Source organism: Mycobacterium sp. 3519A (genome assembly GCF_900240945.1).
Lineage (GTDB): Bacteria > Actinomycetota > Actinomycetes > Mycobacteriales > Mycobacteriaceae > Mycobacterium.
In genome coordinates this window covers 305,203-323,139 of the sequence record NZ_OESG01000014.1, presented here as the reverse complement: position 1 = coordinate 323,139, position 17,937 = coordinate 305,203, and the positions used below count along the sequence as shown (strand labels likewise).

Annotated in this window: 21 protein-coding genes, 1 tRNA gene and 1 pseudogene; 17 read left to right on the top strand and 6 right to left on the bottom strand. The window is 63.8% G+C overall.

The window, feature by feature from the left end:
• The first annotated feature begins 11 nt into the window (after positions 1-11).
• Positions 12-686, top strand: coding sequence for a DUF899 family protein (locus tag C1A30_RS22745; RefSeq protein ID WP_101950644.1), 675 nt, complete (start codon positions 12-14; stop codon positions 684-686).
• Here the strand turns inward: C1A30_RS22745 and C1A30_RS22740 are convergent.
• Positions 671-1,042, bottom strand: a complete 372-nt coding sequence (locus tag C1A30_RS22740; protein WP_101950643.1) for an RNA-binding S4 domain-containing protein — start codon at positions 1,040-1,042, stop codon at positions 671-673. The genes C1A30_RS22745 and C1A30_RS22740 overlap by 16 nt on opposite strands.
• 282 nt (positions 1,043-1,324) lie before the next feature.
• Here C1A30_RS22740 and C1A30_RS22735 point away from each other — a divergent pair, with 282 nt between their 5' ends.
• Positions 1,325-2,302 carry a hypothetical protein gene (locus C1A30_RS22735; RefSeq protein ID WP_101950642.1) on the top strand — a complete coding sequence of 326 codons (978 nt, stop codon included), beginning with the start codon at positions 1,325-1,327 and terminating at the stop codon, positions 2,300-2,302.
• 128 nt (positions 2,303-2,430) lie between these two features.
• Here the strand turns inward: C1A30_RS22735 and C1A30_RS22730 are convergent, their stop codons facing one another.
• The gene (locus C1A30_RS22730) at positions 2,431-2,679 is read right to left on the bottom strand and encodes a hypothetical protein (protein ID WP_101950641.1); all 249 of its coding nucleotides are present in this window, start codon (positions 2,677-2,679) and stop codon (positions 2,431-2,433) included.
• An 11-nt stretch (positions 2,680-2,690) separates the two neighbouring features.
• Positions 2,691-3,842 carry a hypothetical protein gene (locus C1A30_RS22725; protein ID WP_101950640.1) on the bottom strand — a complete coding sequence of 384 codons (1,152 nt, stop codon included), beginning with the start codon at positions 3,840-3,842 and terminating at the stop codon, positions 2,691-2,693.
• A 173-nt stretch (positions 3,843-4,015) separates the two neighbouring features.
• Between C1A30_RS22725 and C1A30_RS22720 the strand changes: the two genes are divergently transcribed.
• The 4 genes from C1A30_RS22720 to C1A30_RS22705 all read left to right on the top strand — a co-directional run bounded on the left by C1A30_RS22720 (position 4,016) and on the right by C1A30_RS22705 (position 6,082).
• Complete coding sequence (locus tag C1A30_RS22720) at positions 4,016-4,306, top strand: hypothetical protein (protein WP_142392650.1); 291 nt, start codon at positions 4,016-4,018, stop codon at positions 4,304-4,306.
• Positions 4,303-4,980, top strand: coding sequence for a hypothetical protein (locus tag C1A30_RS22715; RefSeq protein ID WP_101950638.1), 678 nt, complete (start codon positions 4,303-4,305; stop codon positions 4,978-4,980). Before C1A30_RS22720 ends, C1A30_RS22715 begins: the two co-directional genes overlap by 4 nt.
• Before the next feature lie 312 nt (positions 4,981-5,292).
• Positions 5,293-5,598: a hypothetical protein gene (locus tag C1A30_RS22710; RefSeq protein ID WP_142392649.1), complete on the top strand. Its 306-nt coding sequence runs from the start codon at positions 5,293-5,295 to the stop codon at positions 5,596-5,598.
• 247 nt (positions 5,599-5,845) lie between these two features.
• A complete protein-coding gene (locus C1A30_RS22705) occupies positions 5,846-6,082 on the top strand; it encodes a hypothetical protein (RefSeq protein WP_101950636.1) in 237 nt (78 codons plus the stop codon).
• Between the two features lie 158 nt (positions 6,083-6,240).
• Here C1A30_RS22705 and C1A30_RS36535 read toward each other — a convergent pair whose 3' ends face one another.
• Positions 6,241-6,762, bottom strand: a complete 522-nt coding sequence (locus tag C1A30_RS36535; protein ID WP_369974172.1) for a hypothetical protein — start codon at positions 6,760-6,762, stop codon at positions 6,241-6,243.
• Between the two features lie 9 nt (positions 6,763-6,771).
• On the opposite strand from C1A30_RS36535, the gene C1A30_RS22700 reads away from it, so the two are divergent.
• The 6 genes from C1A30_RS22700 (at position 6,772) to C1A30_RS22675 (ending at position 13,069) form a co-directional block, all read left to right on the top strand.
• Positions 6,772-8,496, top strand: coding sequence for an AAA family ATPase (locus C1A30_RS22700; protein ID WP_369974171.1), 1,725 nt, complete (start codon positions 6,772-6,774; stop codon positions 8,494-8,496).
• A 340-nt stretch (positions 8,497-8,836) separates the two neighbouring features.
• The gene (locus C1A30_RS22695) at positions 8,837-9,460 is read left to right on the top strand and encodes a hypothetical protein (protein WP_142392648.1); all 624 of its coding nucleotides are present in this window, start codon (positions 8,837-8,839) and stop codon (positions 9,458-9,460) included.
• A gap of 96 nt (positions 9,461-9,556) precedes the next feature.
• The gene (locus C1A30_RS22690; RefSeq protein WP_101950633.1) at positions 9,557-10,219 is read left to right on the top strand and encodes a recombinase family protein; all 663 of its coding nucleotides are present in this window, start codon (positions 9,557-9,559) and stop codon (positions 10,217-10,219) included.
• Positions 10,216-10,425, top strand: coding sequence for a hypothetical protein (locus tag C1A30_RS22685; RefSeq protein ID WP_101950632.1), 210 nt, complete (start codon positions 10,216-10,218; stop codon positions 10,423-10,425). The genes C1A30_RS22690 and C1A30_RS22685 overlap by 4 nt, the downstream gene beginning before the upstream one ends.
• A gap of 78 nt (positions 10,426-10,503) precedes the next feature.
• Positions 10,504-11,937 (top strand): tyrosine-type recombinase/integrase, encoded by a 1,434-nt coding sequence (locus C1A30_RS22680; RefSeq protein WP_101950631.1) that lies wholly within the window; start codon positions 10,504-10,506, stop codon positions 11,935-11,937.
• A 97-nt stretch (positions 11,938-12,034) separates the two neighbouring features.
• Positions 12,035-13,069, top strand: coding sequence for a site-specific DNA-methyltransferase (locus C1A30_RS22675; RefSeq protein ID WP_101950630.1), 1,035 nt, complete (start codon positions 12,035-12,037; stop codon positions 13,067-13,069).
• Here C1A30_RS22675 and C1A30_RS22670 read toward each other — a convergent pair.
• Complete coding sequence (locus C1A30_RS22670) at positions 13,058-13,741, bottom strand: restriction endonuclease (RefSeq protein ID WP_101950629.1); 684 nt, start codon at positions 13,739-13,741, stop codon at positions 13,058-13,060. The genes C1A30_RS22675 and C1A30_RS22670 overlap by 12 nt on opposite strands.
• Before the next feature lie 135 nt (positions 13,742-13,876).
• Between C1A30_RS22670 and C1A30_RS22665 the strand changes: the two genes are divergently transcribed.
• Positions 13,877-14,107 carry a hypothetical protein gene (locus tag C1A30_RS22665; protein WP_142392647.1) on the top strand — a complete coding sequence of 77 codons (231 nt, stop codon included), beginning with the start codon at positions 13,877-13,879 and terminating at the stop codon, positions 14,105-14,107.
• A 68-nt stretch (positions 14,108-14,175) separates the two neighbouring features.
• Here C1A30_RS22665 and C1A30_RS22660 read toward each other — a convergent pair.
• Positions 14,176-14,249: transfer RNA gene (locus tag C1A30_RS22660), tRNA-Gly, on the bottom strand.
• 59 nt (positions 14,250-14,308) lie between these two features.
• On the opposite strand from C1A30_RS22660, the gene dcd reads away from it, so the two are divergent.
• The 4 genes and pseudogenes from dcd to C1A30_RS22640 all read left to right on the top strand — a co-directional run bounded on the left by dcd (position 14,309) and on the right by C1A30_RS22640 (position 17,915).
• The gene (gene dcd / locus C1A30_RS22655) at positions 14,309-14,881 is read left to right on the top strand and encodes a dCTP deaminase (protein WP_101950627.1); all 573 of its coding nucleotides are present in this window, start codon (positions 14,309-14,311) and stop codon (positions 14,879-14,881) included.
• 75 nt (positions 14,882-14,956) lie between these two features.
• Positions 14,957-16,210 (top strand): IS30 family transposase, encoded by a 1,254-nt coding sequence (locus C1A30_RS22650; RefSeq protein WP_235010148.1) that lies wholly within the window; start codon positions 14,957-14,959, stop codon positions 16,208-16,210.
• Between the two features lie 9 nt (positions 16,211-16,219).
• A pseudogene (locus C1A30_RS36135) lies at positions 16,220-16,438 on the top strand (transposase); the annotation flags it as partial.
• A gap of 166 nt (positions 16,439-16,604) precedes the next feature.
• Positions 16,605-17,915, top strand: coding sequence for an ammonium transporter (locus tag C1A30_RS22640; protein ID WP_101950626.1), 1,311 nt, complete (start codon positions 16,605-16,607; stop codon positions 17,913-17,915).
• Positions 17,916-17,937 lie beyond the last annotated feature (22 nt).

Below are 17,937 nucleotides of genomic sequence, written 5' to 3'. Positions count from 1 at the left end.
AGGGGAGCCTCATGGCCAAGCCACCGGTTGTCGACGTGCAGACCTGGCGTAAGGAGCTCGACGAGTTGCGGCGGCGGGAGAAGGCGGCCACGCGGGAGTTGGATGCCATCGCGGCGCAGCGGCGGCGGCTGCCGATGGTCGAGATGGGTGAGTACACGCTGATCGGCGAGGAGGGCCCGGTTCGGCTGGTCGACGTGTTCAAGGGCCGTTCGCAGCTGATCGTCTACAACCACATGTGGGAGGACGGCGCGAAGTGGCAGTGCGGCGGCTGCACGGGGTTCACGTCGCAGTTCACCCGGCTGGAGTTCCTGGACAACTACGACGCGCGGTTCGTGATCGTCACCAACGGACCGATCGACGAGGCGCTGGCGTACCGGGACAAGGTCGGCAACAAGATGGAGTGGTACTCGTCCTCGGAGAGTTCGTTCTCCGCTGATGTCGACGCGCCGCCGGGTGGCGGGTTCGGGGTCAATGTGTTCCTGCGTGACGGCGACACGGTCTACCGCACGTGGCACACGAATGGCCGTGGCACCGAACAGCTGAGCCATACGTTCGGGCTGATCGACATCCTGCCGTTCGGGCGTCAGGAGGAGTGGCAGGACTCGCCGGAAGGCTGGCCGTCGCGACCCACGTACTCGGGGTGGCTGGACTCGCCGGACATCGCGAAGGCCTACGGCCGCCCGTAGCTGGCGCGCCACTTGTCGAGGAGCCTGCGGTCGCGTTTGGTCGGCCGCCCGGCGCCGCGATCACGAACGGCGACAGGCACATACGGCGTCGAGGGTGGTGCGGGCGAGCGGTCGAGGTAGCAGGTGACGGCGTCGGCGGCGCCGACCCGCTTGTGGATCACGCGGGTCACTTCGACGATGCGGGTGCGGTCGCCGATGCGGGCGTGCACGGTGTCGCCGGGCGACACGGTGGTGGCGGGCTTGGCGGGTCGGTCGTTGACCCGGACGTGCCCGCCCCGGCATGCCGCAGCGGCGTCGGGGCGGGTCTTGGTCAGCCGGACCGCCCACAACCACTTGTCGACGCGGGTCGCTTCCATGGCTTCCATTGTGATGGAGCCGATGACGTGAATCGAACCCGCGTATTCAGCTTGGGAAGCCTTTTCTACGTCCGAACAGGTGAGCGATAGCCGCTGGTCGGAGCGCTGACGACTAGCACCGTTTGCGCTGCTAGAAGTGGTTTCGGTACGGGTCGCGGCGCGCGCCGGTACGGCCTAGGTACGCCCTCGGTTCGGCTGCGTCTACGGGACCGTTACGGGACCATTTGGACACGCCCGCCGACACGCCAAGATGTGTCGGAGCGCGGCCGCAGAATTGGCTCTATGAGCGAGGCCCCTGCTGAGGACGTCGGCGAAGGAACGTCCGAGACGATCTACACCAACCCGTGGATTGCCGAGTACAAGCGGCGCCAGGCGATGTTGATGGAGATGCGGGCGTTCGAGGTCATCGCGATGATGAAGGATTTGAACCTGACGTCGTACGCCTTCAGCAGGAACGCGGAGGAATTGCAGGCTCACATTTGGCGATATCCCGAGATCGGCCAAAGCCAGCCGTTCAACCCCGACGTGGGCGACCCCTTCGGCATCGAGCTGGCCCGACTCCTCGCGAACTTTCTCGGCTCGGTGAAGTCGCTCATCTCGGGTCAGCGAGCAGTCCTACGCGACATCTGGCCGAGCATTGGCAAACAGCTGTCCGAGTTCGAGCGCGGCGAGTACACCAAAAAGCGCCTCGCCGTGTTCGAAGCAGACGAAGCGAAGCTGCTCGTAGAACTGCGCAACTATTCCCAGCACAAGTTTCTTCCTTATCTGAACCCGGCATGGCAGTTCTCCCAGACGGTACCCATGGCGGAGTTCCAGTTTCGGCTGCGTGTTGAGCCGTTATTGAAGTGGGACGCCCTGAACGCAGAGGTACGTACTTACCTTGAGCAGCAGGGCAAGTCGTTTGACCTACAGCCGATTGTCGGCCGGTACACAGCAGCGGTACGCGAGTTTTACAAATGGTTCTGGGAAAAGGTTGACGAGAAGATGGCACCAGAGCGCGTCGAATACGACGCGCACGTAGCCGAGTTGACCATGTACGGCGAGGAAGTGTTCCTGACGCCGGATTGGTTCCGACAGCCTGGCGGCGAAGCGCCACCGGGATGGAACGGTGCTCGTTGGCGGCGGCGGTCGTTGGCCGAGATTCGGCAACGGCGTTGGGCTCTCGGTCACCGGTCGTTCCGCGGTATCACCGTCGACAGTCAAGGCGTCGCGGAGGTCGGCGAACACCCGTGGACACCGATTCTGTTGCGAGTCAACTAGCGCGCCGCAGAGGCAGCCGGCCACTGGGCGTCGAAAGGCAGTAACTCCGCCCCGTGACCGGGCCGTCTAGGGGTGCGGTTGCTGCGACCTGCACGGGGCGTAGGCATGTTGCGACGGCACGGCGAGGGTTACCCGACCCGCTCGCCCGCATAGCCGCGCGGCGGGTCGCCGCGACTCCATCGGGTTTCTCGGACCTGCACGCTGAGGTCCGCGCTGGGGGTGAGTTCGACCGGCGGGCATTTCCCCCGATACACCCCGCCATCGGGTATCGGCGCGGTCTCCTTGCCGGGCAGCACGAGCCCCGGTTCCATGCCGAACTCAGACTTGTCGCGGTAGTCCTTCTCAGGGTCGCGAGAGAGGCTGTAGCGCTCAAACATGGTTGGTGGCCTTATGTCTGGATGGTCGGCGCGGTGTAGACGGCGCTTTCCGTCACCTGGATGACGACAGCTGCGCCTCGGTGTCGAACGCCAACCCCGAACCCGCGCGCATAGAAGCTGTCCGTCAGCGGGTACGGACCACGACCCGGAATATGGCGCAGCCCCTGATACGCCGGATTGACGTGCTCGCGGAAGCCGACCGGGTTGCGGTCAGAGTCGAGCCCGCCCGTCGCGGCCACGATTACGTACCCCATTGGCACGTAGTGCGACTCGATGAGCCAGGCGTCGCCGTAGCTGCCGAGCACCTGGAGCCCCTCGAACTCGCTCGGTGCGACCGCGCCGACGAGGTGCTCCGTGGTGAAGTAGGCCGGGGCGGCTTGTGACGGCACGAAGTCGAACTTGGGCACCTTGCCGGCGGCGTACTCGACGCCCGCCCGCCACAACGTCATATCCTCGATCTCGTTCGGGTGGGCGAGGATGATGAGCTGCCCGCCTTGGTTACCGAAACGACCGTAGCCGTGTTCGGTGACGTGGCGGATCATGTCCTCGACGTCCTGCGAGTCGATGTGCGTCGAACCGGACGTCAGGTAGTGAGTATGGTTGCCGTCGAAAGACTTTCCGAGGTGTGCGGGCGGGACCATCGAGTCGCCCGACCAGAGCCCGTAGCAGGTGTGCTGCCATTCGTTGAACCGAGGCGCGGGGTCGAGCAGTCGGCGCAGGATCGTGCCCGTGACGAGACGGTTGTCGGCCTCGAAGATGCGCGTGACCTGAGCCTCGACCTGTTCGGCCGTTGCTGACCTCAAAAATTTCCACGAAGCCGACAGACGCTTGTCGTAATCCTGAAAGTTGTAACCGAGGCGCAGATAGTCAGCAGGCTCGCGCAGAGCGGTCGGAATGCCCATTTCCGTTGCCACCTCGAAGGATTCACCCTCGACGCTCTGGGGGATGACGTCAGCGACGGCCGTTGTCGGATACGAGAGCAACCGCACGATCGTAGAGCGGTGTTCGTTGTAGACGCCCAGCGCCGCTTGTATCTCGTTCCAGATGTCGTTGAGGTTGACGCCGTCGGCGGTTTCGTTGACGAGCACATCGCCCGCCACGCTGACGCCCTTGCGTCGACCCTCACCGCCCCAGATGTGCAGTCGTTCCAGAGTATTTGACATCTCGTATTCCGTTCGTCGGGTATCCGTTTCGACCGAGGGTAGCGCCGCGACGAGCGAGTGCGCTCGAATAACGATACAGCGCAACGGTATTGGCACCTGATGCGGCCGTCTTAAGTCGGCGGAGGTACGGTTCCGCCGCCTAAACTCGGAAATACCGAGGAGAGGCGAAAACTATGGCAAGAGTGGATATTCCGGTACCAGTGCCCGACCCGCCAGCGCACTTGGACGTGTCCCCCGTCCCAGACAAGACGGCCGCTGATGCCGTCGCTTGGTACGCGGGCATCGGCGTCCCGGTCACCGAGCGATGGATCAAGACGGTAACCGACCGGCGCGAACTGGCTTGCCGGATCGTTGCAGGACGGCGCATGTACACGACCGAGGAACTGTGGCGCTTCATCGTCACGCGGCCTAGCCGCACCGCCGGGGCGGCGCGCTACAACCGGAAAGGAAATCGAACAGCATGAATATCAACGAGATTGAGCGCGCGAGGATCATGGCGAAGTTCCCGGCCATCGAACAGCCCCCGCAGCCTGATCACCCCACGGTCACGGCGATACTTGACGCCCAAGAGATCGTGAGCCGGCAGGGGTGGGCGCGGCGGATGGTGGTCTGGGATGATCCCGACCGATGCCCGCCGATATACAAGGTCGTCGCCAAGGCGCATCGCAACCTCCGTCTGGCCATGGCCGCTGATCAGATCACTTACGACGATCATGCCGCCGATGGTGCCTCATACGACCCCGACGACCTGAACGCTTCTGCAGCGCTGATCCACTTCGTCGGTAGCAACACGGTTATGGTCAGTAAGCGACGACTGCCGGGAAAGGCTGAGCGCGGCGTCGACTATCACGCTGGTCTGCTCCAGTTGTATGCGCAGGTGTATGACTTCCACAGCCGAGGCGACTGCCAGATCGTTCTGGCCGACGAATGCGGTGTCGGTCGAGTCGGCGGGCTCACCAACATGATGGTCGCGAGTCGCGACCCGTTCGTGTTCGTGTTCCGCTGCTGCGAATCGTGCGATCTAGCGGCGCGAGAGTTGGAGCGGACTCGGCTCCGTGAGGCTTTGGTGTGGGCTCAAGGCCACCTACCACCCGGCGCGCGGATCGACCCTCGGTCCCCGGTTCGACCGGTCCCTTAGCGACCGCCGTCCGGGCCGCTCATCGGGACGGAGACGCGATGCGGGCCGTTCGGCGAGGGATCGGATGCGACGAACGCGGCATCGGCCTACGGGGCTGGACGGGGTGCGGGTCCTTGGATACCATCGTCGTCACCAACGGTGGCCGACAGCCGTTCGGTTCAAGGTCAGCTCAAGTCACGATCACCGAGCGCAAGCGTCGAAGGTTAGCCCCAGAAGAGTCCTTCACCAAAGGGGTGGCCCTCCGGTGTTTGCGCTCTTTTTGTCGCTCTCGCAAAGGGTCTGCTACTTCAACCCCAATATGAGGAGAGACCCGTGGGACCGACCACATGGAAGGACTGCGCCAAGGCGAGGGTGGACAGCCTTGTGCAAGAAGCTGGCAGCGAGCACCGCGACGAACTCGCTGCCGTGCTGCGGGCGACGCTGCACGCGCTGATCGACGTCACGCCGTGCGAGGAGCTACGGCGACGCAAGATCATCCGGCTTACCGACGTGCCGGTCGTGAAGGGCGGCCACATGTACCGCTGCCTTGGCTGCGGCGAGCAAGACCGCGGCAATGACAACGACAGAAGGCACATGGAGTGGCGCGAACGGCATTGGGCCAACTGCTGGCCTGAGTGAGTCACAAAATGGCTGCAGCGTAACCACTTTCGGGCCGCGCTTACGTCGGCGATCCGGCGGCGGTTCGGGTAGGCTCTCGGTAACTCGCCTCCGAGGGGCGGGGCGATAATTGAATCAACAGAAACGACCGGCGGGAGCTTGGAGCCGTTGGCCGGCGGGATTGCGCTGAACACCCATGACACCTGGCGTGCGTTGAAGGAGAACCTTCAGCGTAGGCCAGGTGTTTTGTGTTTGAAGGAGCATCAACGTGGACCCGAACCCTGATGATGTCGCAAACCTCAACCAGGAGGCGGCATTTCAGAAGTTGCGCGAGTGGGGGTACCCGATCACCCGCCGCACGATCAAGTACGCCGTTCTACGGCGGGAGCTGGAGCCGACTCGATTCGGAAACGGGAACTACTTCAGCGTCAATGACTTACGGCGCTGGGTGGAGTCGCGTCGTCAGGCGAGCACGTACCGACTCGCTGAGGGTGCGCCCCGATGAGGGCTGGAGAGCCTGTTGCCCGGTCAGCCGTGTAAGCCAACCGGGCAACAGAACAACCCACCCGAGGAAAGGGACGTGCATGCCGAGGAACGTGAACGACCCGCGACCCGTAGGACGCGACGATGAGTCTAGCGAACGAACCCCGAACCCGAAAGCGGTTATCCCGCAACGGTAGTGCAGCGATAGCCAGCGATGGTACTGGCCTGGGTGCTGACGAGTTCCGCGCTGCCGCTGATGTTTTGATGAGGAACGGCCACCACCCCCTCCCCCTTGGTCGCGTCGCGACCGAAGGCAAGGACGGCCGAAAGGTTCCCTGGTTCCGGGGCCTGTTCGGGCGTGACGGTGTCGATGCGACGCCTGAGCATGTTGATGCTTGGCCGGCCAGGGTCGAGGGCTGCATCCGCGATGGCGCCGTTGGCAGCCTCCAGATCGGTGTGCGGATGCCGGTCGGTGGCGTCGGGCTCGACGTCGATGGCTACGACGGCAAACGTGGCCTGTCGACGCTCGCCGAACACGAGGACCGCCTTGGCGTTCTCCCGCCGACGTGGCGTGTGACCGCGCGTGGATTCGACTGCGGCAGCGGAATTCGCCTTTTCCGCGTGCCCAATGGTTGGGAAGGCAAGGCGGCTCTGAAGTCCGGTGACGGCGGCGACGGTCACATTGACCTGATCCAACGACACCTTCGGCTCATGGTGGTACCGCCGAGCTACCACCGGAACGGCGAACGATACAAGGTCTACGACGAGCGCAGCGGCAACGAGGTACTGGGCGGGGTGATACCGCCCCTCGCGGAGTGGCCTGAGCTTCCCGAAGCGTGGCTCGACGGGTTGCGTGTCGACCCCACCAAAGCCAGTGCGGGTGAGGCGACCGACGAGCAAGTGGGGCGGTTTGCCGCCGAGCACACCCGCAGCGAGCAGACCTGGCACCTGACCGAGTACATCGTGCCCTCGGTGCGGAACGCGGAGGGAAGTACCCGCAACGCCGCGTTCAAAGCCCTGCAAGAGGCTGCCCGTGATGCGCTGGTCGGCTGGTGCTCCTGGGCCGAGGCCGCGAAGCAAATCGAGAAGGCGGCGCGGCACAGTTACGCCGAGCGCGGCGACACCCTCGACCCGGCTGACTTCGCACGGTCGGTAAGCGCTGCGGTGTATGCGGCGAACGCCGAGAACCTGCCCGAGTTGGAGGCGCGTTATGCGAAGCGGCTTGCCTATGAAGATGCCAAGACGCGAGCCGTGGCGGGCATCGAGGACTGGCTTGCGGGTGTGCAAGGGATCGACGCAACCCCGACAGCAGCCAATCGGTTCCGACTCGTCTCCGCGCGGGAGCTTGGCCAGCCGATTAAGCCGATGCGCTGGTTGGTCCGGGGTATCTGGCCTGAGCGGTCGGCGGGTGTGCTTGGTGGCGACAAGAAGGCGTTGAAGACGTGGAACCTTCAAGCGATCGCGCTGGCGGTCGCGACCGGCTCGGCATTGTTCGATGAGTACCCCGCCACGTCGCCGGGGCCAGTCCTCTACCTCTGTGGTGAGGGCGGTCAGGACACCTTCGCAAACCGACACCAGGTGATTGCGGCGCGATATGGGATCACCTCGGACGCGTTGCTGGATATACCGCTCGGCGCTGAGTTCGGCGTCGGCACGCTGACCGAGGGCGAGTTCATCCAGGCCGTGACGAGACACCTTGACGAGTTGCAACCGAAGCTCGTGGTTCTCGATCCGCTCTACGCCTACCACCCGAACGACGTGGAAGTCAGCAATATCTACGCGCGGGGGCCGATGCTCGCAAACTTGCGGATGTTGGTCGGCGGCGAGGCCGCGTTGATCGTGGGCGACCACTTCAACAAGACGGCGAGCGGTCGTCTGGACCTGGACAACATCGCCCAGGCGGGGATGGCGCAGTGGGCCGACTCATGGATCCTCCAGAAGCACCGGAGCGCACCTGATCTGGAGAACGGCAAGTTTCTTCTTGAGGTCGAGACCGGCAGCCGCCGAGGCGGTGGGAGGCGCCTTGAGGTCGATTGGACACTTAACCGCGACGACAGCGACCCCGACGCGATCGTGTGGTCGTCCGTCGAATGGGAGGCGAGGCAGTTCGGCGGCCAGACCGCCACGGGCCAGAGTCGGACCGATAAGGCCGTGGATCAGATTCTGCAGGTCGTTCGAGACAACAACTTCGATCTGACCGAGACCGGTGTGGCCGAAAAGGTGGGCGGCAACCGCGAAAAGACGCGGGAAGTCCTGAAGCAACTGAAGGTCAACGGGAGGCTTGTGGTCAAGAACTGCGAGCGCAACGAAGGCTCGCGGATGGTGAAGCGCGACCGCGTGGGTCTGGGATCGGCGCGGAACGGATTCGGCGGCGCGGGAACGGGTTCGGAAGTCGTTCCCGAGGCCGGAACGGGTTCGGAACGGGTTGAATCGTGAACGGGCGAAAGTACCTGTTAGAGGGCTATTTCCGAACTCGTTCCCGAGGCCGGAACGGGTTGCGTCGCCGAGGCGGGACGCGGCCGGGAGGGGAACTCGTTCCCTCCCGGACCGCCTATAGGGAACGGGTTCGGTTCCCTAGGTCACCGGACACCCGCCCTGGCCTTGTGTGGAGACCAAGAGCAGACCGCAGGAGATCACGACCTATGGAGGATCGAAACGGCCCGATTCAGCAGCCTCACACACCCGGAACTGCCTCGAAAACCATCGAAAGCGCAAAACGGCTGCATAACAACAACATTGAAACACCATGTAAACCAACGAGATTGGAGGCCAAGGCATGCCTAGTGAAGACGTGTACTCGGACGATTGGTGGCTCGATCGCAACGATCAAAATCGTTGCGTAGCAGTACGGAAGAACGGTGAGCGGTGCCTCAAGCCAGCCAACCGCGGCATGACCGTCTGCCGAACACACGGTGGCGCAGCCCCGCAGGTCCAGCGCAAAGCCAAGCAACGGCTGGAGCTTGCCGCCGACCGGATGGCCCGCGAACTGCTCGGCATGGCGACCGGTGCTGAATCAGAAGCGGTGAAGCTCAACGCGATTCGCGACGCACTCGACCGCGCGGGCCTTGGTGCCAAAACCGAAGTCTCCGTGGAGGTTAAGCCGTGGGAGCAGCTCATGGACGACATCACCGGCGTCGCCACCATATCCCGCGCCGAGCACCGTGCCCAGCAAGGGCGCCCATTCATCAGCACGCCCGCCCTGGCTGCCCCGCTCGATGTCGAGGTAGTCGAGCCCGCCGAGGAGAGCGGCCCCGCCGCGCCGCCCGAGAGTCCTGAGGACGAGATGCGCGACCCCGGCGAGGGGAACGACGGCGGCGACGATATGCCGCGCGATACCGGGCTGATGACCCTGGAAGAGGCTGCGGACACCGCACGCCGCGAGCGTGGCTACGGCCGGTAAAGAACGAGGCCAGAGCAATTAATGAGTTTGCTGTTGGCGTAGAATCGAGGCGTAAGGCGGAACCGAACGGTTACGCCCCAACCCGAGGGAGACGACATGGAATCGAAGCTGTACTTCGGCTACTCGCGTGTGAGCACCGACGAGCAGGCGGACAGCCGCAACGGCCTCGAAGCGCAGCGGTCGGCCATCGACGCCGAGGCCGCACGGCGGGGCTGGACGGTGGAGCACCTCGCAGATGAGGGCGCGAGCGGCAAGTACATCAACGCCAACCTGCAGGAGGCGTTGCAGCTGCTCGCCTCGGGCCAGGGCGACGGGCTGATCGTGGCGAAGCTCGACCGACTAGCACGATCAATAGTCCATGCTGCCAACATCATTGACGCAGCGCAAGCGCAAGGTTGGTCGCTCGTCGTGCTCGATATCAACTTGGACCTGTCGACCGCTGCGGGTCGCATGATGGCGCGGACGGTCGTCAACTTCGCCGAGTACGAGCGTGAACTCATCAGCGAGCGCACGAAGGCAGGCCTGGCCGCCAAGAAGGCACGCGGTGAGCGCATCGGACGACCACGACTCGCGACCGCTGGCGTCGTGCGGCGCATCGTGCTCGACCGCAACGCGGGCCTGAGCTTCGGCCGCATCGCCCGCGCCTTGGAAGCCGAGGCGATCCTGTCGCCTGCTGGTCGGCCAACCTGGCAGCCGTCCACCGTGCGACGCATCTATCAGAGTGCCACGGCTACAACCGAATTGGAGGCGGTTTCATGAAGGCTACGTACTACCCGCCACGCAGTCGCGTGGTCGTGTTGTTACCGCGCGACCCGCACACCGGCAAGCGCGGCATGGTCGACAGCACGCGCAACGTCGGCGGCGACATGGAGCACCGCGTGCGGTTCGCGGACGGCGCCACAGCCATCTACTACGCCGAGGAACTGCTCGGCGCTGAAGGCACCCCCGGTCGGGGACAGGGGTAGGGGTGTCGATGGCGGGGCTGCCCTCCCCGCGTAGCGTGCACGAATTTTCCATCAGTAGTTAGCAAGGAGCGAGGACCAATGGCAGGGATTCAGAAGCGCGTACGCGCCAGCGGCACAACAACGTACGTCGTCCGGTGGTACGCCGCAGACGGCACCGAGCGGAGCAAGGGCGGGTTCCGTACCCGCAAGGACGCCAAGGCGTTCGCGGCCAAGGCCGACACCGAGACGTTGACGGGCATGGACTTCGATCCCGGCAAGGGCAAAATGCTCTTCCGCGACGCGGCGGCGATCTGGTTGGAGTCCCGCAAGGCCGACACCCGCAACAACGCCGAGAACCACCGCTACGCGCTCGCCCCGGCCGCAGCCCGACGCGGCGACGGCAAGACGCTCGGCATCGATGCGGTGTTCGGCGGCTACCCGCTCAACAGGATCACCCGCGAGTACATCCAGGCGTGGGTCAACCGGCTCACCGAGGCGGGCAAGAAGCCGAGCACCGTGCGCCACGCGTTCTGGACCGTTCGCATGGTTCTGGAGCAGGCCGTGGTGGATGGCCGGCTGCCGAAGAGCCCCGCCGAGTACATCAAGCTCCCCACAGAGACAGGCACTAACGGGGGTCAAGTCGGTGTAGTCGTTGATCGGGCGCAATTCCTCACGCCCGCACAAGTTTCGGCTCTCGTCGCAGCGACGCCCTGGCCCTACGACGTCCTGGGGCACGTTGCCGCTTGGGCGGGTCTGCGGGCGGCGGAACTCGGCGGGCTAACCATCGCCAACGTCGAACTGCCAGACCCGCCGTTGAACCCAAACGCCCCGGCTAAGCCTGGCGTGCTGCGAGTCGAGCAGGCCGCGCGGGCGAAGGGTGCGGCCATCGAGTACGGCCCGCTGAAGACCAAGCAGAGCTACCGCCGCGTGCCGCTCACCGCCGAGACGACCGAGTTGCTGCGGGACTACCTCGCGGCACATCCGCGAGGCGACGAGCCCGACGCCCCGCTGTTCCCCGGCACGACGTTGACGCGTCCCCGGCCTACCGGCGTACCCGCGACGGCCCCCGCACCGAGAGAGGCGACTACGGGTGCAGAAGACATGCCGCCGAAAGCCACCGCGAAGGCCCGTGCACGACGGCAGGCCGACGCCTTGGCTGATCTCACCGTGGCCGAGGCCAAGAAGCGATTGGTCCTCGATTGGGCGACGCCGCTGCGCCACGCGACGTTCTACAAGGCGGTCTACCGACCGGCGGTGCTGCGCGCGAACCGGCTCACGCCGACCGCGAAGATTGACCCCGAACAGTCGTTCCACTCGCTGCGGCACACGTACGCGAGCCTGTGCCTTGCGGCGGGCATCCGGCCGATCGACATCGCGGAGTTGATGGGGCACCGGGACGTCAAGACGACGCTGACCGTGTACGCACATCTCATCAACACCGACGACCACACCGGCAACATGGCCGCGCTCGGCGCACTCGCCGCCCCGGCCCAGGAGCCCAGCTACAGCAATGTGATTCCGCTACACGGCTGAAACGGGCGGCTTGGACACGCCTGTCGCAGCGCCGCTGAGGTGTCGGTCGCTCAAAGTAGAGTTCGTTTACCGGCGGCGTAAGACGGAGGAGAACCAGGTGAGCGACTTGACGTTGGACCGCATCGAGCTGGGTGACTGCCTAACTTGGCTCAAGGATGTGCCTGATGAATCGGTCGACTTAGTTGTCTCGTCACCGCCGTACAACATCGGGAAGGAGTACGAGACCAGGCGCGCCCTGGACCTGTATCTTTCCGAGCAGGCGGATGTATTGACGCACTGCGCGCGCGTTCTCAAGCCGACAGGCTCCATTTTCTGGCAGGTCGGCTCGTACTCGATCAAGGGTCAGCTGATACCCCTTGACGTGAAGTTCTTCCCAATTCTTGAGGATCTCGGCCTACAGTCGCGTAACCGCATCGTATGGGTACGCCAGCACGGTTTGCATGCCAAGAACAAGTTTTCCGCGCGGCACGAGACGATCCTGTGGTTCAGCAAGTCGGACAACTACAAGTTCAACCTCGATCCGATACGAGTTCCGCAGAAGTATCAAAACAAGAAGTCATGGCGTGGCGACAACAAGGGCGAGCTCACGTGCAATCCGCTCGGGAAGAACCCAGGCGACATCTGGTCGTTCCAGAATGTCAAACACAACCATGAAGAGCAGACGATTCACCCGGCTCAGTTCCCGGAGGCGATGATCAGTCGGATCATCCTGGCGACGACCGACCAGTCGGATGTTGTGCTCGATCCCTATATGGGTACCGGCACTGTGGCAGTAGCTGCAAAGGATCTCGAGCGACATTACGTCGGCACGGAAGTTGACGAGCGCTACTACGAGCTTGCCCTGCAGCGCATAAACATCAAACCTGATGCCGATGGTATCTTCCCCAACCTAAAGACCTTGCGCCGCTACGCATCTGAAACGGGCACTCCCGCATCGGGGTACCGGTTTGCCGTACAGGTAGGTGCGTCGGCCACAGACAGGACCAAGGCGAAGATATTTGACGAAGCGCACCATCTGGCCGACCTGGAGCATCGGCTGGAACTTGAAGAGACCGCCTTCGCCGATCGCTTACTTGGAATTGAGGCGCCAGCGAGTGAAATCTCAGCGCCTGCGCCAACACTATTTGAGTGAGAACGAGGCGGTGTAGTTGCCGTGCTTAGCGGGCCGCCGACTCCATGCAATGTCGAATCTGCGGAGTTCGCGGCTGGCGGGAGTCCGGTCGTAGCGGGTGTTCGCGTAGGCGTTCCACATGGCCTCGACTTCAGTCGATGAATGCGGAATGGCAAGGCCAACAAGGCGAATCGGAACGGTAAACGAGTTGAAGCTCATCGCAGCTTGAAGTTGAGCTCTAGCTTGCTCATAGTAGAGCGTGCTATTCGACGCGGGGAATAGGCCGCACTTGGTAACGACAATTAGCGCCTCCACCCCGTCCATGCCAGCCAATTCGATATCCGAGATGTAGACGCCTTGAGTGCGGATGACATTGTTCCAAAGAAACGGGTAGTTTGAGAACTGCCACTCAGCAAGCGTCGTCCGTTTCCCTGCGTCCCAATCTAAGCCGAACTCTTTAAGCCCGTCCGGCACAGGGATTTTCTTCCAACCTAAGGCCGCAGCTCTGTCGGTCAATTCCCTATTCGTCGCCTTTGGATCGAAGATTGGACGATGATTCAGACCGGCTTGGTCACTGGGCTGAAACTGCGGTGTAGTCCCATCCAGCACCGACGCGATCTCTTGCCACTCATGTTCCCCCGGTCCCTCGAAGAACTCTTTAGCACCTGCGAAATCACTGACTTCGTATTGCACGGCCCGTTTGTCCCCATCCCTCCAGCGTTGCAGCGTGCTGCACGCTAGGGCTTGGAGGGTCGGATGTCCAGGAGGCGTGGCGAGTCGCCCGGGGCTCTCAACCGTCGTCAGCACCCGATGGCACACTTTCCCGCCATGAGTACAGCCAAGGTGAAGTTCACGGTCACGGTCCACGACGTCGATCTCGCTGCGTATGCGAAGGCAAATGACATCCCAGAGAGCGATGCTGCCGAGGAATTTTGCATCGTGGCGTCGGAGCACGTAGCGGACGCGCTTCACGCGAAGTTCGACGGCATCACGATTGCGACCACGCGCGAGGACGGGTCGTTGCTATTTACAGAACGTCCCGGCGATTTCCCCGACTGAGTACGGGACCGTTACGGGACCGCGAGCCGCTCGTATCGAGAGCAATCGCATGAAAGCCCTGGTAGAGGTGGAGCCGATGACGGGAATCGAACCCGCGTATTCAGCTTGGGAAGCTGATGTTCTGCCATTGAACTACATCGGCATTTTGGTACTGGCATGTTCGACCACGAAGGCTAACATCTGGGCGGCTACGCTCGCCTGGTGCTTCTCTCCGATCGTGACATCCGTGCCGAAATCGCCGCAGGACGGCTGGGCATCGACCCGTTCGAGGAAGGCCTCGTGCAGCCGTCGAGCGTCGACGTCCGGCTGGACAACCTGTTCCGCGTCTTCAACAACACCCGGTACACGCACATCGACCCGTCGACCCGTCAGGACGACCTCACGTCGCTGGTCGAGCCGAAAGAGGGTGAGCCGTTCGTGCTGCATCCCGGCGAGTTCGTGCTCGGCTCGACGCTGGAGCGCTGCACGCTGCCCATCGACCTGGCGGGCCGGCTCGAAGGCAAGTCGTCGCTGGGTCGCCTCGGCCTGCTGACCCACTCGACCGCGGGCTTCATCGACCCCGGCTTTTCCGGCCACATCACCCTCGAGCTGTCCAACGTCGCCAACCTGCCGATCACGCTGTGGCCGGGCATGAAGATCGGCCAGCTGTGCCTGCTGCGGCTGACCAGCCCCGCCGAGCATCCTTACGGCAGCGCGCAGGCCGGCTCGAAGTACCAGGGCCAACGCGGCCCGACGCCGTCGCGGTCGTATCAGAACTTCATCAAGTCCAGCTGAGTGGCCACTTATGCCACGCTTCGTCGCCTCAGGTTCAAGGGGTGATTGCAACGGCTCCTAGCTGAGGAGTTGTTGATGCGTCCGTCGCGTTATGCCTGTGTTGGTCGTCAGTTCTGGGGTCATGTCGGCGATGGCACGTCGGTGGTGGAGGCGGCGCAGGCAGTCGGTGTGTCGGTGCGCACCGGCTGGCGCTGGTTTGCCGATGCTGGCGGGGTGAGACCCAAATTTCCTGATGAGACCGGTGTGCGGAAGTGGTCGCGGCTGGGCGAAGACGAACGTAACGAAATTCAAGACGGCATTGCCAGAGGGGAAAGCATTCGGCAGATCGGCAGGCGGCTGGGCCGCCCGGCCTCGACGGTCATGCGTGAGATCGACCGAAACGCGTTCTGCCGTGGACGATATCGTTCGCGGTACCGGTTCGGGGCGCAACGGCACGGCGGCTGGGATGCCACGCCGAGGTATCGGGCCGGCGTCGCACAGGCGCGTGCTCACGCGCGGGCTCGACGCCCGAAACCGCGCAAGCTGGCCACCAATGAACGGTTGCACCTTGAGGTGCAGAATCGGCTGCTAGACGACCACAGTCCTCAACAGATCGCCAACCGGCTGCCGATCGAATTTCCCGACGATGCGGAGATGCGGGTGTCCCACGAGACCATCTATCAGTCGATCTGCGTGCAGGGTAAAGGAAATCTGCGCCGTGAGCTGCACAAATGTCTACGCACTGGGCGGGCGTTGCGCAAGCCTCAACGACGCGGTAACCAGCGCCGAGGGCAAATCCGCGACATGGTCAACATCAGCGAGCGTCCACCGGAGGTCGAAGACCGTGCCGTACCCGGCCACTGGGAAGGTGACCTGATCATGGGTAGCACCGCATCGGGTTCGGCGATCGGCACCGTGGTCGAACGCATGACTCGGTTCGTGCTGCTGCTGCATTTGCCTGACGACCACGGTGCCCTGGCAGTGCAAGAGGCCATCGTCGCGAAAATGGCTCAGCTGCCGGCGATTCTGCGTAAGACACTGACCTGGGATCAAGGCAAAGAGATGGCCAATCACGCCGCTATCGCCGCAGCGACGGAATTAGATATCTACTTCTGTGATCCGCACTCACCATGGCAGCGCGGGACCAACGAGAACACCAACGGACTGCTGCGCCAATACTTTGCTAAAGGCACCGACTTGTCGATCTTCCCGGCAGACTATCTGGACTACGTCGCCGCCAAGCTCAACAACCGGCCCCGGCAAACCCTGAGCTGGAAGACCCCAGCCGAAACCCTCGACGAACTACTCTCAAACCCGTCAAAACCACCCGCTGTTGCAATCACAGCGTGAAACCGCCNATGGCAGCGCGGGACCAACGAGAACACCAACGGACTGCTGCGCCAATACTTTGCTAAAGGCACCGACTTGTCGATCTTCCCGGCAGACTATCTGGACTACGTCGCCGCCAAGCTCAACAACCGGCCCCGGCAAACCCTGAGCTGGAAGACCCCAGCCGAAACCCTCGACGAACTACTCTCAAACCCGTCAAAACCACCCGCTGTTGCAATCACAGCGTGAAACCGCCCGCGATTTGCGTGCAATAACTGGCCACTCGGCGCAACCGCACAACAGCCGTGAGCTTTCGGTAACTCCGCCGAAACACGAAACATGCCGGTAACAGATTTGCCGCGTGGCTGAAACGCGGGACCGACATTCTCGGGCGAACCGTGCAAAGGAGCCCGACTTGGACGCCATCGACCCTGCCGCCACCGCGTGGCTGCTCGCCAGCACCGCACTCGTCCTGCTGATGACGCCGGGCCTGGCCATCTTCTACGGCGGCATGGTCCGCACCACCGGCGTGCTCAACATGATCATGATGAGCTTCATCTCGATCCCGCTGGTGACGGTCGCGTGGCTGCTGGTCGGCTACAGCCTGGCGTTCACCGGCGATGCGGGCGGCTTCATCGGCGGCCTCGAACACATCGGCATGCTCGGCATCAACCCGGACACGCTGCACGGTCACGTGCCCGAATTGCTGTTCGCCACCTTCCAATTGGGCTTCGCGATCGTCACCGCCGCACTGGTCAGCGGCGCCATCGCCGACCGCGCCAAGTTCGCCGCCTGGATGGTGTTCGTCCCGCTGTGGACCGTCGCGGTGTACTCCGTCGTCGCGCACTGGGTGTGGGCCCCCGGCGGCTGGCTGTTCGAATTCGGCGCGCTCGACTACGCGGGCGGTCTGGTCGTCGAGATCGTCTCCGGCATGTCGGCGTTGGCGCTGGCGCTCGTCCTCGGCCCCCGCATCGGCTTCAAGAAGGACGCCATGCGCCCGCACAACCTGCCCTTCGTGCTGCTCGGCTGCGGCCTGCTGTGGTTCGGCTGGTTCGGCTTCAACGCAGGCTCCGCGCTGGCCGCCAACGGCATGGCGTCCGCGGTCTTCCTCAACACCCTGGTCGCGGGATGCCTCGGCATGCTGGGCTGGATCGTCGTCGAGCAGATCCGCGACGGCAGGCCCACCACCTTCGGCGCCGCCTCTGGCGTGATCGCCGGCCTGGTCGCCATCACCCCGTCCTGCGGCACCGTGAACACCCTCGGCGCCGCAGTCGTCGGCATCGCCGCGGGCATCGTCTGCTCGTTCGCGGTGGGCGCGAAGTTCCGCTTCAACTACGACGATTCGCTCGACGTCGTGGGCGTGCACTTCGTCGGCGGTGTGGTCGGTGTGCTGCTGATCGGCCTGCTGGCCACGCCGGTGATGACCGGCGGCGCGCACGGTCTGTTCTACGGCGGCGGCCTCGGCCAACTCGGTAAGCAGGCGCTCGCTGCGGTGGTCGTCGGCGCCTACGCATTCGGGGTGTCGTATCTGCTCGGCAAGATCATCGACCGGGTGATGGGCTTCCGGATCAGCGCCGAGGACGAGACCACCGGCGTCGACTTCACCCAGCACGCCGAGACCGCGTACGCCGAAGCCGTGCACGGATACCAGCCGTCGCGCCGGCCGACCACCTTCGGCGACTTCGGGGTTCCCGGGCCGCGGCCCGAGACCGCCGAAGAAGGCTGACGCGTCTCTTCGCAGCGGAATT

What these genes read in the sequence shown, in the direction of transcription:
- C1A30_RS22690 (WP_101950633.1), top strand. Translation starts at nt 9,557, where the DNA reads ATGGAATCGAAGCTGTACTTCGGCTACTCGCGTGTGAGCACCGACGAG.
- C1A30_RS22685 (WP_101950632.1), top strand. Translation starts at nt 10,216, where the DNA reads ATGAAGGCTACGTACTACCCGCCACGCAGTCGCGTGGTCGTGTTGTTA.
- C1A30_RS22695 (WP_142392648.1), top strand. Translation starts at nt 8,837, where the DNA reads ATGCCTAGTGAAGACGTGTACTCGGACGATTGGTGGCTCGATCGCAAC.
- C1A30_RS22730 (WP_101950641.1), bottom strand. Translation starts at nt 2,679, where the DNA reads ATGTTTGAGCGCTACAGCCTCTCTCGCGACCCTGAGAAGGACTACCGC.
- C1A30_RS22745 (WP_101950644.1), top strand. Translation starts at nt 12, where the DNA reads ATGGCCAAGCCACCGGTTGTCGACGTGCAGACCTGGCGTAAGGAGCTC.
- C1A30_RS22715 (WP_101950638.1), top strand. Translation starts at nt 4,303, where the DNA reads ATGAATATCAACGAGATTGAGCGCGCGAGGATCATGGCGAAGTTCCCG.
- C1A30_RS22650 (WP_235010148.1), top strand. Translation starts at nt 14,957, where the DNA reads ATGCGTCCGTCGCGTTATGCCTGTGTTGGTCGTCAGTTCTGGGGTCAT.
- C1A30_RS22700 (WP_369974171.1), top strand. Translation starts at nt 6,772, where the DNA reads ATGGTGGTACCGCCGAGCTACCACCGGAACGGCGAACGATACAAGGTC.
- C1A30_RS22735 (WP_101950642.1), top strand. Translation starts at nt 1,325, where the DNA reads ATGAGCGAGGCCCCTGCTGAGGACGTCGGCGAAGGAACGTCCGAGACG.
- C1A30_RS22720 (WP_142392650.1), top strand. Translation starts at nt 4,016, where the DNA reads ATGGCAAGAGTGGATATTCCGGTACCAGTGCCCGACCCGCCAGCGCAC.
- C1A30_RS22725 (WP_101950640.1), bottom strand. Translation starts at nt 3,842, where the DNA reads ATGTCAAATACTCTGGAACGACTGCACATCTGGGGCGGTGAGGGTCGA.
- C1A30_RS22665 (WP_142392647.1), top strand. Translation starts at nt 13,877, where the DNA reads ATGAGTACAGCCAAGGTGAAGTTCACGGTCACGGTCCACGACGTCGAT.
- C1A30_RS22740 (WP_101950643.1), bottom strand. Translation starts at nt 1,042, where the DNA reads ATGGAAGCGACCCGCGTCGACAAGTGGTTGTGGGCGGTCCGGCTGACC.
- C1A30_RS22680 (WP_101950631.1), top strand. Translation starts at nt 10,504, where the DNA reads ATGGCAGGGATTCAGAAGCGCGTACGCGCCAGCGGCACAACAACGTAC.